We start from the raw sequence: 17,291 nt of genomic DNA, 5'->3' as shown, positions 1-17,291 counted from the left end.
CGCCGCAGGCACCCCGGCCCAAGCGCCGCAGGCACCCGCAGGCACCCCCACCGCACCCGCACAGGCCGCCGCAGGCACCCCGGCCCAAGCGCCGCAGGCACCCGCAGGCACCCCCACCGCACCCGCACAGGCCGCCGCAGGCATCACCGATCAGCCCCCGACAACCAGTCGTCCACCCCCGCCAGCAGCTTCTCCTTCACACCCGTCGGCGCCGCCGACCCCCGCACGGACTGCCGGGCCAGCTCCGCCAGTTCCGCGTCCGTGAAGCCATGGTGCTGCCGCGCGATGTCGTACTGCGCGGCCAGCCGCGAGCCGAACAGCAGCGGATCGTCCGCGCCCAGCGCCATCGGCACCCCCGCGTCGAACAGAGTCCGCAGCGGCACGTCCTCCGGCTTCTCGTACACGCCCAGCGCCACGTTCGACGCCGGACACACCTCGCACGTCACCTGCCGGTCCGCGAGCCGCTTCAGAAGCCGCGGATCCTCCGCCGCCCGCACCCCGTGCCCGATCCGGTCGGCCTCCAGATCGTCCAGGCAGTCCCGCACCGACGCCGGCCCGGTCAGCTCACCCCCGTGCGGCGCCGACAGCAGCCCCCCGTCCCGCGCGATCGCGAACGCCCGGTCGAAGTCCCGCGCCATGCCGCGCCGCTCGTCGTTGGACAGCCCGAAGCCGACCACACCCCGGTCCGCGTACCGCACCGCCAGCCGGGCCAGCGTGCGCGCGTCCAGCGGATGCTTCATCCGGTTGGCGGCCACCAGCACCCGCATCCCCAGCCCGGTGTCCCGGACCGTCGTCTCCACCGCGTCCAGGATGATCTCCAGCGCGGGGATCAGCCCGCCCAGCCGAGGCGCGTAGGACGTCGGGTCCACCTGGATCTCCAGCCACCCCGAGCCGTCCCGCAGATCCTCCTCCGCCGCCTCCCGCACCAGCCGCTGGATGTCCTCCGGCTCCTGCAGGCACGAACGCGCCGCGTCGTACAGCCGCTGGAAGCGGAACCAGCCCCGCTCGTCCGTCGCCCGCAGCCGGGGAGGCTCCCCGCTGGTCAGGGCCTCGGTCAGGGACTCGGGCAGCCGCACGCCGTGCTTGTCGGCCAGTTCCAGCAGGGTGGCGGGCCGCATCGACCCGGTGAAGTGCAGGTGCAGATGGGCCTTCGGCAGCTCAGAGACATCACGTACACGCTCCATCCCAGGATCCTGCCGCACGCCACGCCCGCCCCGGTACCTCTTTCCCCGTACGTGGTCTTGCTCGCACAAACGAACGGGGACCACCCCTGGGCATCCAGAGGTGGTCCCCGACCGCAGGACGGAACCGGATCAGTCCCGCGCCTCCGCCAGCAGCTTCTGGATCCGGCTCACGCCCTCGACGAGGTCCTCGTCCCCGAGCGCGTACGACAGCCGCAGGTACCCGGGCGTGCCGAACGCCTCACCGGGCACCACCGCGACCTCGGCTTCCTCCAGGATGAGCGCGGCCAGCTCCACAGAGTTCTGCGGCCGCTTGCCCCGGATCTCCTTGCCGATCAGCGCCTTCACCGACGGGTAGGCGTAGAAGGCGCCCTCCGGCTCCGGGCACAGCACGCCGTCGATCTCGTTGAGCATCCGCACGATGGTCCTGCGGCGCCGGTCGAAGGCCTCCCGCATCTTCGCCACGGCGTCCAGGTCACCGGAGACGGCCGCCAGCGCCGCCGCCTGGGCCACGTTGGAGACGTTGGACGTGGCGTGCGACTGCAGGTTGGTGGCGGCCTTGACCACGTCCTTCGGGCCGATGACCCACCCGACCCGCCAGCCGGTCATGGCGTACGTCTTGGCGACACCGTTGACCACGATGCACTTGTCCCGCAGCTCCGGCAGGATCGCCGGCAGCGAGGTGAACTTCGCGTCGCCGTAGACGAGGTGCTCGTAGATCTCGTCCGTCAGGACCCACAGCCCGTGCTCGACGGCCCAGCGCCCGATCGCCTCGGCCTCGGCCTCGCTGTAGACCGCGCCGGTCGGGTTCGAGGGGGAGACGAAGAGCACGACCTTCGTCTTCTCCGTGCGCGCCGCCTCCAGCTGCTCCACGCTCACCCGGTAACCGGTCGTCTCGTCGGCGACGACCTCGACCGGCACACCGCCGGCCAGCCGGATCGACTCCGGGTACGTCGTCCAGTACGGCGCCGGGACGATGACCTCGTCGCCCGGGTCGAGGATGGCGGCGAACGCCTCGTAGATGGCCTGCTTGCCGCCGTTGGTGACGAGGATCTGCGAGGGGTCGACCTCGTAGTTCGAGTCGCGCAGCGTCTTCGCGGCGATAGCGGCCTTCAGCTCGGGCAGGCCGCCGGCCGGGGTGTAGCGGTGGTACTTGGGGTTCTTGCAGGCCTCGATCGCGGCCTCGACGATGTAGTCCGGAGTCGGGAAGTCGGGCTCACCGGCGCCGAAGCCGATCACCGGACGCCCGGCGGCCTTGAGGGCCTTGGCCTTGGCGTCCACGGCGAGGGTGGCGGACTCGGAGATCGCGCCGACTCGGGCGGAGACCCGGCGCTCGGTGGGAGGGGTTGCAGCGCTCATGAGGCCATCGTTCCAGACCGGAAACTTCTGCGGCACACGGGTTTCACAGACTGAACAGGTCCGGGCAAACCACTGAACAACAGTCCGGATGCACCCCCCGGCCAGGGCGATCTTCGGCCAACGGCACCCGAAGACGTCCCCACGGGCCCTTTCTGTTCGACGCCCGGCCCAGGAGCACGTACACTCTCACCTCGTTGGCCTTCAGCAGCCCGCGCCTCACCCGGTGCACACCAAGCATCCGGGCGGATGCGGTACGTTGGGGACACACAAAGGGTCGTAGCTCAATTGGTAGAGCACTGGTCTCCAAAACCAGCGGTTGGGGGTTCAAGTCCCTCCGGCCCTGCTACACACACCTTCGCCAGGATGTGTGCGCATGTACGTACAGCAATGCACCGCCGTGCGGCTCAGACCGGGCGCGGCACGGCCACGACCCGGAATCAGGTGAGGACGAGTGACGGACGCCGTGGGCTCCATCGACATGCCTGATGCCCAGGACGAGGCGCCGGACTCCAAGAAGAAGCCCCGCAAGGGCGGCAAGCGCGCCAAGAAGGGCCCGCTGAAGCGTCTTGCGCTCTTCTACCGTCAGATCGTCGCGGAGCTTCGCAAGGTCGTCTGGCCCAGCCGCAGTCAGCTGACCACGTACACCACCGTCGTGATCATCTTCGTGGTCATCATGATCGGCCTGGTGACCCTGATCGACTATGGCCTCAGCAACGCCGCCAAGTACGTCTTTGGCTGAGCCGAGAGCGAAGGGCGCCGAGGTATCCGGCGCCCCTTTCGCGTGTTCCACCCCTATGTATCCAGGAAGAAGCAGCCACCGTGTCTGACCCGAACGTGAACGACGCCGTTGAGCCTCGCGGGGAGGCTGTCGAGTCCGTCGAGGACGAGCTCGGCACCGTCGAGGGCGCGGACAGCGAGGACACCGAGACCTTCGCCGAGGTCGAGGCTGCCGACGCCGTCTCCGACGAGGATGCGGACGAGGCCGCCGAGGCCGGGTCCGACGTCGAGAGCGCGGACGCGGAGACCGAGGAGGCCGAGGCCGAGCCCGAGCTCGACCCGGTCGAGAAGCTCCGTCAGGAGCTGCGCGTCCTTCCCGGCGAGTGGTACGTGATCCACACCTACGCCGGCTACGAGAACCGCGTGAAGACCAACCTGGAGCAGCGCGCCGTCTCGCTGAACGTCGAGGACTACATCTTCCAGGCCGAGGTGCCGCAGGAAGAGGTCGTCCAGATCAAGAACGGCGACCGCAAGACGATCAAGCAGAACAAGCTGCCGGGTTACGTCCTGGTCCGCATGGACCTGACCAACGAGTCGTGGGGCGTCGTCCGCAACACCCCCGGCGTCACCGGCTTCGTCGGCAACGCCTACGACCCGTACCCGCTGACGCTGGACGAGATCGTCAAGATGCTCGCCCCGGAGGCCGAGGAGAAGGCCGCCCGCGAGGCCGCCGAGGCCGAGGGCAAGCCGGCTCCGCAGCGCAAGGTCGAGGTCCAGGTGCTGGACTTCGAGGTCGGCGACTCGGTCACCGTCACCGACGGCCCGTTCGCCACGCTGCAGGCCACGATCAACGAGATCAACGCCGACTCGAAGAAGGTCAAGGGCCTCGTCGAGATCTTCGGCCGCGAGACGCCGGTCGAGCTCAGCTTCGACCAGATCCAGAAGAACTAGTCCTTCTCTGGACGTAACGCTTCCGAACAGGTCGGACGGGCTCGCGGAGCCTGTCTGACCTGCTCGGTTTTTGGCCGCGCATCTATACCCGTTATCGTTGTGCGGTATGCCTGTGTCCGGGTCGCCCCCGGGTGCGGGCAGGACCCGAATCGAAAGGACCCGGAGAGCTATGCCTCCCAAGAAGAAGAAGGTCACGGGGCTCATCAAGCTCCAGATCCAGGCCGGTGCCGCCAACCCGGCCCCGCCGGTCGGCCCCGCGCTGGGTCAGCACGGCGTGAACATCATGGAGTTCTGCAAGGCCTACAACGCCGCGACCGAGTCGCAGCGCGGTTGGGTCATCCCGGTGGAGATCACGGTCTACGAGGACCGCTCCTTCACCTTCGTCACCAAGACGCCGCCGGCCGCCAAGATGATCCTGAAGGCCGCGGGCATTGAGAAGGGCTCCGGCGAGCCGCACAAGACCAAGGTCGCGAAGATCACGCGCGACCAGGTCCGTGAGATCGCCACGACCAAGATGCCCGACCTCAACGCCAACGACCTGGACGCCGCCGAGAAGATCATCGCCGGCACCGCCCGTTCCATGGGCGTCACGGTCGAGGGCTGACCCCAACCTTCCAGCAGCAGAAGTGGCGGGGCCTGCTCGGCCCGGACCACAACTCCTAAGAAGCAACAGGAGCAGTAGTGAGCAAGCGCAGCAAGTCTCTCCGCGCTGCGGACGCCAAGGTCGACCGGGACAAGCTCTACGCCCCGCTCGAGGCCGTCCGTCTCGCCAAGGAGACCTCCACGACCAAGTTCGACGGCACCGTCGAGGTCGCCTTCCGTCTGGGTGTCGACCCGCGCAAGGCCGACCAGATGGTCCGTGGCACCGTGAACCTCCCGCACGGCACCGGTAAGACCGCCCGGGTCCTGGTCTTCGCGACCGGCGACCGTGCCGAGGCCGCGCGTGCCGCGGGCGCCGACATCGTCGGCGCCGACGAACTGATCGACGAGGTGTCGAAGGGCCGTCTGGACTTCGACGCCGTCGTCGCCACCCCGGACCTCATGGGCAAGGTCGGCCGCCTCGGCCGCGTCCTCGGCCCGCGTGGTCTGATGCCGAACCCGAAGACCGGCACCGTGACCCCGGACGTGGCCAAGGCCGTGACCGAGATCAAGGGCGGCAAGATCGAGTTCCGCGTCGACAAGCACTCGAACCTGCACTTCATCATCGGCAAGACGTCCTTCGAGGACGACAAGCTGGTGGAGAACTACGGCGCCGCGCTGGAGGAGATCCTCCGTCTGAAGCCGTCCGCCGCCAAGGGTCGCTACATCAAGAAGGCCGCCATCACCACCACGATGGGCCCCGGCATTCCGGTCGACCCGAACCGCACCCGCAACCTCCTCGTCGAGGAGGACCCGGCCGCGGTCTGAGCCTCCGGCTCGCCCAGGCTGTCACGGGCCCCGCACCTTTCGAGGTGCGGGGCCCGTCCCCTTTCCCGTACGCGTACCGGGGACCTGGGTTAGCGTGCGGGCACGGGACTCGCACGGGGGTGGGACGAATGACGAGCACGACGGCGTGCCGTACGGCCTTCGGGATCGCGGTGACGGCCGCCCTGATGTGCCTGACGGCCTGTACCGGCGCCGATGCGACCGACGACCGTCCCCGTGAGGACCACTCGACGACCGCCGCCCCGCCCCGGGCCCTGCGCGACGTGGAGCGGGCGACCGCCCGGGCCGGCTCGGCCAGGGTGGAATCCACGACCGTCATGGGCCGCGAACTGTCCATCGAGGCCGTCGGAGCTCTCGGCTGGAGCGACGGCCTCACCGGCACCCTGACGATCACCTACACGGGCGGCACGACCGCCGAGACCATGCGCCGGCTCGGCACCACCGCCATGGAGGCCCGGTACCTGCCCGACGCCTACTACGCCAGGATGGGCGACCAGTTCGCCGACCGGGTGGGCGGCAGGCACTGGATCAAGTACGTCTACGCGGATCTGGAGGGACTCGGCGACGGCGCCGGGGCCGGCTTCGCGGAGCAGATGCGGGGCACCACCCCCGATCGTTCGGTGAAGCTGCTGATGACCTCCGGGGACCTGCGGAAGGTCGGCGAGGAGACGACGCGCGGGCAGCGCACCACCCACTGGTCGGGCACGGTGGGCGGCGCCGGCGCCCAGACCGTCGACATCTGGGTCGACGACCGGAACCTCCTGGTCAAGAAGGTGGAGCGGGGACGGACGGCGACCGGAGAGCTGACCCAGACCGCGTACTACAGCGATTACGGCGTCCGCGTCTCCGCCGAACGGCCCCCGGTCGGCGACACGGCGGACTTCAAGGAGCTGCTGGAGGCCCAGGGAGACGGCTCCTGAGCCTCATGGACTCTCCCCGGCCTCCATGACCTCCCGGACCTCCATAACCTCCCTGACCCCGCTGAACTCTCAAGCCACGGAAATCCCGGGACCGTTGGAGCCCTCCTCGGATACGCTCGCCGTTCTTGCTGTGTGACAGCCATATGTTCCTTGGGGGGACTCGTGAAGACTTCCGTACGCATGCCCGCGCACGGTTCCGCACGGCGCCGGGCGGCGGGCGCCGGAGTGGCCGCACTGCTCCTCGCCGCGGGCGCGGTGGGCTGTTCCCAGGGGGGCGCGGAGGAGTCCCCCGACATGACGCCGGCGGCGGCCGTCGCCAAGGCGGCCGAGAAGGCGGAGGACATCACGTCCCTCCGTTACCGCATATCCGGCCGCACCCCGGAGGAGGGGCGCATCAAGGCCGAGGCGCAGATGCAGTTCGAGCCCACGATCACCATGAGCATGAAGATGACGGCGCTCGACCAGGGCGCCGACGCGTCCGCGGAGATCCGGCTCGTCGACAAGATGATGTACATCGGCGGGGGCGCCGAGGCCGCCAAGGAGATGGACGGCAAGAGCTGGCTCAAGTTCGACCTGGCCGCGATGGGCTCCGACCAGGAGCTGAACCGGATGGGCGGAACCTCCCAGGCCGACAGGAACCCGGCGACCGAGTCCACCTTCCTCACCGGTGCCAAGGACGTGGAGAAGGTCGGCACCGAGACCGTCGACGGCGTGAAGACCACTCACTACAAGGGCACCTTCACCCTCGACGAGCTGCGCGACTCCCTCAAGAACGAGGACAGGACCACGCGGGAGAAGCGCGAGAAGAGCCTCAAGCAGTACGAGAAGATGGGCGTCGACGAACTCACGATGGACATGTGGGCCGACGGCGAGGACCACCCCAAGCAGATCCGCATGCGGGGCGACGCCGACAAGGGCCCGCTCGACATGACCATCACCTTCCTCGGCTTCAACGAACCCGTGAAGGTCACCGCCCCGCCGGCGAAGGACACCATGGACCTGGCCGAGATGATGCAGGAGGCCGCCGAGCAGGGCTGAGTCGCCGTAGGGGCGGATTTGCTTGATACTGCACCGCTCACGTACTCTCCTACAGAAGCCAAAGACCGCTGGTCGTTGCCGTGCGCTCGCAAGAGGGCGCGGTGGCCGAAGGATCCGCTGAACTGCGGACGACCCGCGCAGGTGACAGTGGATGAGCTCCCGGATCTCGCGCCCGTGCGCGTGAATGGCCGGTCGAGCCACGCCCCGTGCGCCTGCGCCGGGGCGTTTCGTTTCCCCAGTCCTCCTTCGGGTCCGCGCGGTCCGAATCACCCGGAAGGAGGCCGAGGCTCTATGGCGAGGCCCGACAAGGCTGCCGCGGTTGCCGAGCTGACGGACAAGTTCCGCAGCTCCAACGCCGCCGTGCTGACCGAGTACCGCGGTCTCACCGTGGCGCAGCTCAAGACGCTGCGCCGGTCGCTCGGTGAGAACGCCCAGTACGCCGTGGTGAAGAACACGCTGACCAAGATTGCGGCCAACGAGGCCGGGATCACGACGCTGGACGACCAGTTCAATGGTCCGACGGCTGTCGCCTTCATCACCGGTGACCCGGTGGAGTCGGCGAAGGGTCTGCGCGACTTCGCCAAGGACAACCCGAATCTCGTCATCAAGGGCGGTGTCCTTGAAGGCAAGGCGCTGTCCGCCGACGAGATCAAGAAGCTTGCGGACCTCGAGTCCCGCGAGGTTCTGCTCTCCAAGCTGGCCGGTGCCATGAAGGGCAAGCAGTCCCAGGCTGCCTCTGTCTTCCAGGCGCTGCCGTCGAAGCTCGTCCGCACCGTGGACGCGCTCCGTGCCAAGCAGGACGAGCAGGGCGGTGCCGAGTAATTCGGCTCGCTTTCCGGCCCTCGCCGCCTGAGGCAAGGGTCATAGCGGGCCCGACGTACGCCCGCCTCACCCAGTACATCCGGCACCTGCCGATTTAGTGGAAGGACCGCCATCATGGCGAAGCTCAGCCAGGAAGACCTGCTCGCTCAGTTCGAGGAGATGACCCTCATCGAGCTCTCCGAGTTCGTGAAGGCGTTCGAGGAGAAGTTCGACGTCACCGCCGCCGCTGCCGCGCCGGTCGTCGTCGCCGGTGCCGCTGGTGCCGGTGCGGGCGCCGAGGCCGTCGAGGAGAAGGACGAGTTCGACGTCGTCCTCACCGGCGCCGGCGACAAGAAGATCCAGGTCATCAAGGTCGTGCGCGAGCTGACCTCCCTCGGCCTGAAGGAGGCCAAGGACCTGGTCGACGGCACCCCGAAGCCGGTCCTGGAGAAGGTCAACAAGGAGGCCGCCGACAAGGCCAAGGAGGCCCTCGAGGGCGCCGGCGCCTCGGTCGAGGTCAAGTAAGACCTCATCGGCCTCACAGGCCCCTCAGGGCCTGTAACGCCTCAGCACCGAAGAGCGATCATCCATCCGGGTGGTCGCTCTTCGGCGTATCCGGGGGCCCGGCGGCGGCTGCCTTGCTCGTGTGACGGCGAGGGGTATGGTGATCTTCGTTGTGCGGTCGCAGGGGCGCTGAGAATCCCCTGGCGGCAGCCGGTTTGGGCAAGGGGGGCCTTGACGAACCGCACGCAGCGCGCAATTCTCAGGACGCGTCGTCACAAGGATCCGAATCCGAGGCATGGATCGACGACGGAGAGGGCAGTATCAACGTGCGTTGAGGGCGAGGCCTTGCCGCAGGTGGTGAGAACAACGAGGAGCGAACACGGTCCCGGAGAACCGCACTGGACATCAGTGTGCCAAGTGGCTACACTGACCCTTTGCGCTGCCTGTTAGCTGCCCCCTGCCCGTCACCAGGGGTCTGCCCTCGCCCGAGCACCGACGACCAGAGCATGTCTGACCTGGCTTTTCGGCCACATCAGACGCCCCCTGTCTCGTGCACGGAAGAGGGGCCGGTACGCGCGTAGTGAGTCCGAGCCCTCGGAAGGACCCCCTCTTGGCCGCCTCGCGCAACGCCTCGACCGCGAATACGAACAACGCTGCCAGCACCGCCCCGCTGCGCATCTCCTTTGCAAAGATCAAGGAGCCCCTCGAGGTTCCGAACCTTCTCGCGCTCCAAACCGAGAGCTTCGACTGGCTGCTCGGCAACGACGCCTGGAAGGCTCGCGTCGAGGCGGCTCTGGAGTCCGGTCAGGACGTCCCCACCAAGTCCGGTCTGGAGGAGATCTTCGAGGAGATCTCCCCGATCGAGGACTTCTCCGGGTCGATGTCGCTGACGTTCCGCGACCACCGTTTCGAGCCCCCGAAGAACAGCATCGACGAGTGCAAGGAGCGCGACTTCACGTACGCCGCTCCGCTCTTCGTCACGGCCGAGTTCACCAACAACGAGACCGGCGAGATCAAGTCCCAGACCGTCTTCATGGGCGACTTCCCGCTCATGACGAACAAGGGCACCTTCGTCATCAACGGCACCGAGCGTGTCGTGGTGTCGCAGCTGGTCCGTTCGCCGGGTGTCTACTTCGACTCCTCCATCGACAAGACGTCCGACAAGGACATCTTCTCCGCCAAGATCATCCCGTCCCGGGGTGCCTGGCTGGAGATGGAGATCGACAAGCGCGACATGGTCGGTGTGCGCATCGACCGCAAGCGCAAGCAGTCCGTGACCGTTCTGCTCAAGGCTCTCGGTTGGACGACCGAGCAGATCCTCGAGGAGTTCGGCGAGTACGAGTCCATGCGCGCCACCCTGGAGAAGGACCACACCCAGGGCCAGGACGACGCGCTGCTCGACATCTACCGCAAGCTGCGTCCGGGCGAGCCCCCCACGCGTGAGGCCGCGCAGACGCTGCTCGAGAACCTCTACTTCAACCCCAAGCGCTACGACCTGGCGAAGGTCGGCCGCTACAAGGTCAACAAGAAGCTCGGTGCGGACGAGCCGCTGGACGCCGGTGTTCTCACCACCGACGACATCATCGCCACCATCAAGTACCTGGTGAAGCTGCACGCCGGTGAGACCGAGACGATCGGCGAGTCCGGTCGCTCGATCATGGTCGAGACCGACGACATCGACCACTTCGGCAACCGTCGTATCCGCAGCGTCGGCGAGCTGATCCAGAACCAGGTCCGTACGGGTCTCGCCCGTATGGAGCGCGTCGTGCGCGAGCGCATGACCACCCAGGACGTCGAGGCGATCACGCCGCAGACTCTGATCAACATCCGGCCGGTCGTCGCCTCCATCAAGGAGTTCTTCGGCACCAGCCAGCTGTCCCAGTTCATGGACCAGAACAACCCGCTGTCGGGGCTGACGCACAAGCGTCGTCTGAACGCCCTCGGCCCGGGTGGTCTCTCCCGTGAGCGGGCCGGCTTCGAGGTCCGTGACGTCCACCCGTCGCACTACGGCCGCATGTGCCCGATCGAGACGCCGGAAGGCCCGAACATCGGTCTGATCGGCTCGCTGGCCTCCTACGGCCGGGTCAACGCGTTCGGTTTCATCGAGACGCCGTACCGCAAGGTCGTCGACGGCCAGGTCACCGACGAGGTCGACTACCTGACCGCCGACGAGGAGGACCGCTTCGTCATCGCGCAGGCCAACGCGCCGCTGACCGACGAGCTCCGGTTCGCCGAGGCCCGCGTGCTGGTCCGCCGCCGTGGCGGCGAGGTCGACTACGTCGGTCCCGAGGACGTGGACTACATGGACGTCTCGCCGCGCCAGATGGTGTCGGTCGCGACCGCCATGATCCCGTTCCTCGAGCACGACGACGCCAACCGTGCCCTCATGGGCGCGAACATGATGCGCCAGGCCGTGCCGCTGATTAAGTCGGAGTCGCCGCTCGTCGGCACCGGCATGGAGTACCGCTCCGCGGTCGACGCCGGTGACGTGGTCAAGGCCGAGAAGCCGGGTGTGGTCCAGGAGGTCTCCGCGGACTACATCACCACCGCCAACGACGACGGCACGTACATCACGTACCGCCTGGCCAAGTTCGCCCGCTCCAACCAGGGCACCTCGGTCAACCAGAAGGTCATCGTCAACGAGGGCGACCGGATCATCGAGGGCCAGGTCCTGGCCGACGGTCCGGCCACCGAGAACGGCGAGATGGCGCTCGGCAAGAACCTGCTGGTCGCGTTCATGCCGTGGGAGGGTCACAACTACGAGGACGCGATCATCCTGTCGCAGCGCCTCGTGCAGGACGACGTCCTCTCCTCGATCCACATCGAGGAGCACGAGGTCGACGCCCGTGACACCAAGCTCGGCCCCGAGGAGATCACCCGGGACATCCCGAACGTCTCCGAGGAGGTCCTCGCCGACCTCGACGAGCGCGGCATCATCCGCATCGGTGCCGAGGTCATCGCCGGTGACATCCTCGTCGGCAAGGTCACGCCCAAGGGTGAGACCGAGCTGACGCCCGAGGAGCGCCTGCTGCGCGCGATCTTCGGTGAGAAGGCCCGTGAGGTCCGTGACACCTCGCTGAAGGTGCCGCACGGTGAGACCGGCAAGGTCATCGGCGTGCGCGTCTTCGACCGCGAGGAGGGCGACGAGCTGCCGCCGGGCGTGAACCAGCTGGTCCGCGTCTACGTCGCGCAGAAGCGCAAGATCACCGACGGTGACAAGCTCGCCGGCCGTCACGGCAACAAGGGCGTCATCTCGAAGATCCTGCCGATCGAGGACATGCCGTTCCTGGAGGACGGCACCCCGGTCGACATCATCCTCAACCCGCTGGGTGTCCCGTCCCGAATGAACCCGGGGCAGGTCCTGGAGATCCACCTCGGCTGGCTCGCCAGCCGCGGCTGGGACGTCTCCGGCCTGGCGGACGAGTGGGCGCAGCGCCTGCAGGCCATCGGTGCCGACAGCGTCCAGCCCGGCACCAACGTCGCCACCCCGGTCTTCGACGGTGCGCGTGAGGACGAGCTGGCGGGTCTGCTGCAGCACACCATCCCGAACCGGGACGGCGAGCGCATGGTGCTCCCGACCGGTAAGGCGCGGCTGTTCGACGGCCGTAGCGGTGAGCCGTTCCCGGACCCGATCTCGGTCGGCTACATGTACATCCTCAAGCTGCACCACCTGGTCGACGACAAGCTGCACGCCCGCTCGACCGGTCCGTACTCGATGATCACCCAGCAGCCGCTGGGTGGTAAGGCCCAGTTCGGTGGCCAGCGCTTCGGCGAGATGGAGGTGTGGGCGCTGGAGGCTTACGGCGCCGCTTACGCCCTCCAGGAGCTGCTGACCATCAAGTCCGACGACGTCACCGGCCGCGTGAAGGTCTACGAGGCCATCGTCAAGGGCGAGAACATCCCCGAACCGGGCATCCCCGAGTCCTTCAAGGTCCTCATCAAGGAGATGCAGTCCCTGTGCCTGAACGTGGAGGTGCTGTCCAGCGACGGCATGTCCATCGAGATGCGTGACACCGACGAGGACGTCTTCCGCGCAGCGGAGGAGCTCGGCATCGACCTGTCCCGGCGCGAGCCGAGCAGCGTCGAAGAGGTCTGACGGGAGTCCGGCGGACCTTGAACCACCAAGGTCCGCCGGCCCCAGGACCCCCGTTTCAGACCCAAAGACTTACGACCCTGAGAGGGATTGACGCATAGTGCTCGACGTCAACTTCTTCGACGAGCTCCGGATCGGCCTGGCCACCGCTGACGACATCCGTCAGTGGAGCCACGGCGAGGTCAAGAAGCCCGAGACCATCAACTACCGCACCCTCAAGCCCGAGAAGGACGGACTCTTCTGCGAGAAGATCTTCGGTCCGACCCGGGACTGGGAGTGCTACTGCGGCAAGTACAAGCGCGTCCGCTTCAAGGGCATCATCTGCGAGCGCTGTGGCGTCGAGGTCACGCGCGCCAAGGTGCGCCGTGAGCGGATGGGCCACATCGAGCTGGCCGCGCCCGTCACGCACATCTGGTACTTCAAGGGCGTTCCGTCGCGCCTCGGCTACCTGCTCGACCTCGCTCCGAAGGACCTGGAGAAGGTCATCTACTTCGCGGCGTACATGATCACGTACGTCGACGAGGAGCGCCGCACGCGCGACCTGCCCTCGCTGGAGGCCCACGTCTCCGTCGAGCGCCAGCAGATCGAGCAGCGCCGCGACGCCGACCTGGAGGCCCGCGCCAAGAAGCTCGAGACGGACCTCGCCGAGCTGGAGGCCGAGGGCGCCAAGGCCGACGTGCGCCGCAAGGTGCGCGAGGGTGCCGAGCGCGAGATGAAGCAGCTGCGCGACCGCGCGCAGCGCGAGATCGACCGCCTCGACGAGGTGTGGAACCGGTTCAAGAACCTCAAGGTCCAGGACCTGGAGGGCGACGAGCTGCTCTACCGCGAGCTGCGTGACCGCTTCGGCACGTACTTCGACGGCTCGATGGGTGCCGCGGCGCTGCAGAAGCGCCTGGAGTCCTTCGACCTCGACGAGGAGGCCGAGCGCCTCCGCGAGATCATCCGTACCGGCAAGGGCCAGAAGAAGACCCGCGCCCTGAAGCGGCTGAAGGTCGTGTCTGCCTTCCTGCAGACCTCCAACAGCCCCAAGGGCATGGTCCTCGACTGCGTGCCGGTCATCCCGCCGGACCTGCGTCCGATGGTGCAGCTGGACGGTGGCCGCTTCGCGACCTCCGACCTGAACGACCTGTACCGCCGTGTCATCAACCGCAACAACCGCCTGAAGCGGCTTCTCGACCTCGGCGCGCCCGAGATCATCGTGAACAACGAGAAGCGCATGCTCCAGGAGGCCGTCGACGCGCTCTTCGACAACGGCCGTCGTGGTCGCCCGGTCACGGGCCCCGGCAACCGTCCGCTGAAGTCGCTGTCCGACATGCTCAAGGGCAAGCAGGGCCGCTTCCGTCAGAACCTGCTCGGCAAGCGAGTCGACTACTCGGCGCGTTCCGTCATCGTCGTCGGCCCGCAGCTGAAGCTGCACCAGTGCGGTCTGCCCAAGGCCATGGCGCTGGAGCTCTTCAAGCCGTTCGTGATGAAGCGCCTGGTCGACCTGAACCACGCGCAGAACATCAAGAGCGCCAAGCGCATGGTCGAGCGCGGCCGCACGGTCGTGTACGACGTGCTGGAAGAGGTCATCGCGGAGCACCCGGTTCTGCTGAACCGTGCGCCCACCCTGCACCGCCTCGGCATCCAGGCCTTCGAGCCGCAGCTGGTCGAGGGCAAGGCCATCCAGATCCACCCGCTCGTCTGCACCGCGTTCAACGCGGACTTCGACGGTGACCAGATGGCCGTGCACCTGCCGCTGTCCGCGGAGGCGCAGGCCGAGGCCCGCATCCTGATGCTGTCCTCGAACAACATCCTCAAGCCGGCCGACGGCCGTCCGGTGACGATGCCGACCCAGGACATGGTCCTCGGTCTGTTCTTCCTCACCACCGACGGCGAGGGCCGCGACCTCAAGGGCGAGGGCCGGCCGTTCGCCTCGGTCGCCGAGGCGATCATGGCGTTCGACGCGGGCGAGCTGTCGCTGCAGTCGAAGGTCGCCATCCGCTTCCCGGTGGGCACCATCCCGCCGCGCGGCTGGGAGCCCCCGGTCCGCGAGGAGGGCGAGCCCGAGTGGCAGCAGGGTGACAGCTTCACGCTGAAGACCACGCTGGGCCGTGCGCTCTTCAACGAGCTGCTGCCCGAGGACTACCCGTTCGTCGACTACGAGGTCGGCAAGAAGCAGCTCTCCGAGATCGTCAACGACCTCGCCGAGCGCTACCCGAAGGTCATCGTGGCGGCGACGCTCGACAACCTGAAGGCGGCCGGCTTCTACTGGGCCACCCGTTCCGGCGTCACCGTCGCCATCTCCGACGTCGTCGTCCCCGAGGCGAAGAAGGAGATCGTCCGCGGTTACGAGGCGCAGGACGAGAAGGTCCAGAAGCAGTACGAGCGCGGTCTGATCACCAAGGACGAGCGCACGCAGGAGCTCATCGCGATCTGGACCAAGGCGACCAACGAGGTCGCCGAGGCGATGAACGACAACTTCCCGAAGACCAACCCGATCTTCATGATGGTGAACTCGGGTGCACGAGGCAACATGATGCAGATGCGTCAGATCGCCGGTATGCGTGGTCTGGTGTCGAACGCGAAGAACGAGACGATTCCGCGTCCGATCAAGGCGTCGTTCCGTGAGGGTCTGTCCGTGCTGGAGTACTTCATCTCCACGCACGGTGCCCGTAAGGGTCTGGCGGACACCGCTCTGCGTACCGCCGACTCGGGTTACCTCACCCGTCGTCTGGTCGACGTCTCCCAGGACGTCATCATTCGCGAGGAGGACTGCGGCACCGAGCGCGGTCTGAAGCTGCGGATCGCCTCGCGCGACGCCGACGGGACGCTGCGCAAGGCCGAGGACGTCGAGACCAGCGTGTACGCCCGCATGCTCGCCGAGGACGTCGTCATCGACGGCAAGGTGATCGCGCCGGCCAACGTCGACCTCGGTGACGTGCTCATCGACCAGCTGGTGCGCCACGGCGTCGAGGAGGTCAAGACCCGCTCGATCCTGACCTGCGAGTCCGCCGTCGGCACCTGCGCCATGTGCTACGGCCGCTCGCTGGCCACCGGCAAGCTGGTCGACATCGGTGAGGCGGTCGGCATCATCGCCGCCCAGTCCATCGGTGAGCCCGGTACCCAGCTGACGATGCGTACCTTCCACACCGGTGGTGTGGCCGGTGACGACATCACCCAGGGTCTGCCGCGTGTCGTCGAGCTCTTCGAGGCCCGTACCCCGAAGGGTGTCGCCCCGATCTCCGAGGCCTCCGGCCGCGTGCGGATCGAGGAGACCGAGAAGACCAAGAAGATCGTCATCACGCCGGACGACGGCAGCGACGAGACGGCGTACCCGATCTCGAAGCGCGCCCGTCTCCTGGTCAGCGAGGGCGAGCACGTCGAGGTGGGCCAGAAGCTCACCGTGGGTGCCACCAACCCGCACGACGTGCTGCGCATCCTGGGTCAGCGTGCCGTCCAGGTCCACCTGGTCGGCGAGGTCCAGAAGGTGTACAACTCGCAGGGTGTGTCGATCCACGACAAGCACATCGAGATCATCATCCGGCAGATGCTCCGCCGTGTGACGATCATCGAGTCCGGCGACGCCGAGCTGCTGCCCGGCGAGCTGGTCGAGCGCTCGAAGTTCGAGTCCGAGAACCGTCGTGTGGTCCAGGAGGGCGGTCACCCGGCCTCCGGTCGTCCGCAGCTGATGGGTATCACCAAGGCCTCGCTGGCGACCGAGTCGTGGCTGTCGGCGGCGTCCTTCCAGGAGACGACCAGGGTCCTCACGGACGCGGCGATCAACGCCAAGTCCGACTCCCTGATCGGCCTCAAGGAGAACGTCATCATCGGTAAGCTCATCCCGGCCGGTACGGGCCTGTCCCGCTACCGCAACATCCGGGTCGAGCCGACCGAGGAGGCCAAGGCCGCGATGTACTCGGCCGTCGGCTACGACGACATCGACTACTCGCCGTTCGGCACGGGCTCCGGCCAGGCCGTTCCGCTGGAGGACTACGACTACGGTCCGTACAACCAGTAAGCGAGCAGCATGACCGAAGGGCGGTCACCCCGTGCGGGGTGGCCGCCCTTCGGCGTGTCCGGGCCGTCGGCGGGACAGGCGCAGACACGGCTCCGGGGCGCGCGTCCGGGTGGGTGCTGTCGGGCCCGGCAGCCGCTCGGCGGCCGGTGCCGCGGCGCGGACCGGCGGGTGGGGGAGCCGGCTGGTGGCCGGAGGCCCGGAACGGTCACGCGGGTCCGTGTACAGGGCGCCGGAGGACGGCGGGGGCTGTAGGCCACCTCGGTGACTGCCGTGCCTCGTACGGGCTTCCGGCTGCCTTGCGG

12 protein-coding genes and 1 tRNA gene are annotated in these 17,291 nt (G+C 67.8%); 11 read left to right on the top strand and 2 right to left on the bottom strand.

The window, feature by feature from the left end; genetic code table 11:
• Positions 1 to 143 precede the first annotated feature (143 nt).
• Both IE260_RS19875 and IE260_RS19870 read right to left on the bottom strand, forming a co-directional pair.
• Positions 144 to 1,184 (bottom strand): adenosine deaminase, encoded by a 1,041-nt coding sequence (locus IE260_RS19875; RefSeq protein ID WP_189873674.1) that lies wholly within the window; start codon positions 1,182 to 1,184, stop codon positions 144 to 146.
• Between the two features lie 129 nt (positions 1,185 to 1,313).
• Complete coding sequence (locus tag IE260_RS19870; RefSeq protein WP_189873672.1) at positions 1,314 to 2,540, bottom strand: pyridoxal phosphate-dependent aminotransferase; 1,227 nt, start codon at positions 2,538 to 2,540, stop codon at positions 1,314 to 1,316.
• Positions 2,541 to 2,810: 270 nt separating this feature from the next.
• Here IE260_RS19870 and IE260_RS19865 point away from each other — a divergent pair.
• The 11 genes from IE260_RS19865 to IE260_RS19815 all read left to right on the top strand — a co-directional run bounded on the left by IE260_RS19865 (position 2,811) and on the right by IE260_RS19815 (position 16,989).
• Positions 2,811 to 2,883: transfer RNA gene (locus IE260_RS19865), tRNA-Trp, on the top strand.
• 108 nt (positions 2,884 to 2,991) lie between these two features.
• A complete protein-coding gene (secE, locus tag IE260_RS19860; protein ID WP_189873670.1) occupies positions 2,992 to 3,279 on the top strand; it encodes a preprotein translocase subunit SecE in 288 nt (95 codons plus the stop codon).
• 80 nt (positions 3,280 to 3,359) lie between these two features.
• A complete protein-coding gene (gene nusG / locus IE260_RS19855; RefSeq protein ID WP_189873668.1) occupies positions 3,360 to 4,208 on the top strand; it encodes a transcription termination/antitermination protein NusG in 849 nt (282 codons plus the stop codon).
• A gap of 169 nt (positions 4,209 to 4,377) precedes the next feature.
• The gene (rplK, locus tag IE260_RS19850) at positions 4,378 to 4,812 is read left to right on the top strand and encodes a 50S ribosomal protein L11 (RefSeq protein ID WP_053762848.1); all 435 of its coding nucleotides are present in this window, start codon (positions 4,378 to 4,380) and stop codon (positions 4,810 to 4,812) included.
• A gap of 77 nt (positions 4,813 to 4,889) precedes the next feature.
• A complete protein-coding gene (rplA, locus tag IE260_RS19845) occupies positions 4,890 to 5,615 on the top strand; it encodes a 50S ribosomal protein L1 (protein WP_189873666.1) in 726 nt (241 codons plus the stop codon).
• Positions 5,616 to 5,743: 128 nt separating this feature from the next.
• Positions 5,744 to 6,553 (top strand): SCO4651 family lipoprotein, encoded by an 810-nt coding sequence (locus IE260_RS19840; protein ID WP_189873664.1) that lies wholly within the window; start codon positions 5,744 to 5,746, stop codon positions 6,551 to 6,553.
• A 162-nt stretch (positions 6,554 to 6,715) separates the two neighbouring features.
• A complete protein-coding gene (locus IE260_RS19835) occupies positions 6,716 to 7,591 on the top strand; it encodes an SCO4651 family lipoprotein (RefSeq protein WP_373303367.1) in 876 nt (291 codons plus the stop codon).
• A 291-nt stretch (positions 7,592 to 7,882) separates the two neighbouring features.
• The gene (gene rplJ / locus IE260_RS19830) at positions 7,883 to 8,413 is read left to right on the top strand and encodes a 50S ribosomal protein L10 (RefSeq protein ID WP_188180191.1); all 531 of its coding nucleotides are present in this window, start codon (positions 7,883 to 7,885) and stop codon (positions 8,411 to 8,413) included.
• A 114-nt stretch (positions 8,414 to 8,527) separates the two neighbouring features.
• Complete coding sequence (gene rplL, locus IE260_RS19825) at positions 8,528 to 8,917, top strand: 50S ribosomal protein L7/L12 (protein ID WP_189873662.1); 390 nt, start codon at positions 8,528 to 8,530, stop codon at positions 8,915 to 8,917.
• Positions 8,918 to 9,506: 589 nt separating this feature from the next.
• Positions 9,507 to 12,992 carry a DNA-directed RNA polymerase subunit beta gene (gene rpoB / locus IE260_RS19820; protein WP_189873660.1) on the top strand — a complete coding sequence of 1,162 codons (3,486 nt, stop codon included), beginning with the start codon at positions 9,507 to 9,509 and terminating at the stop codon, positions 12,990 to 12,992.
• A gap of 97 nt (positions 12,993 to 13,089) precedes the next feature.
• On the top strand, positions 13,090 to 16,989 hold the full coding sequence (locus IE260_RS19815) for a DNA-directed RNA polymerase subunit beta' (protein WP_189873658.1): 3,900 nt from the start codon (positions 13,090 to 13,092) through the stop codon (positions 16,987 to 16,989).
• Positions 16,990 to 17,291: the final 302 nt, after the last annotated feature.

The sequence above is a fragment of the Streptomyces viridiviolaceus genome, from assembly GCF_014650995.1.
Classification (GTDB): domain Bacteria; phylum Actinomycetota; class Actinomycetes; order Streptomycetales; family Streptomycetaceae; genus Streptomyces; species Streptomyces viridiviolaceus.
Note: the sequence above shows the minus strand (reverse complement) of the source record. Positions and strands in the feature narration are given on the sequence as shown.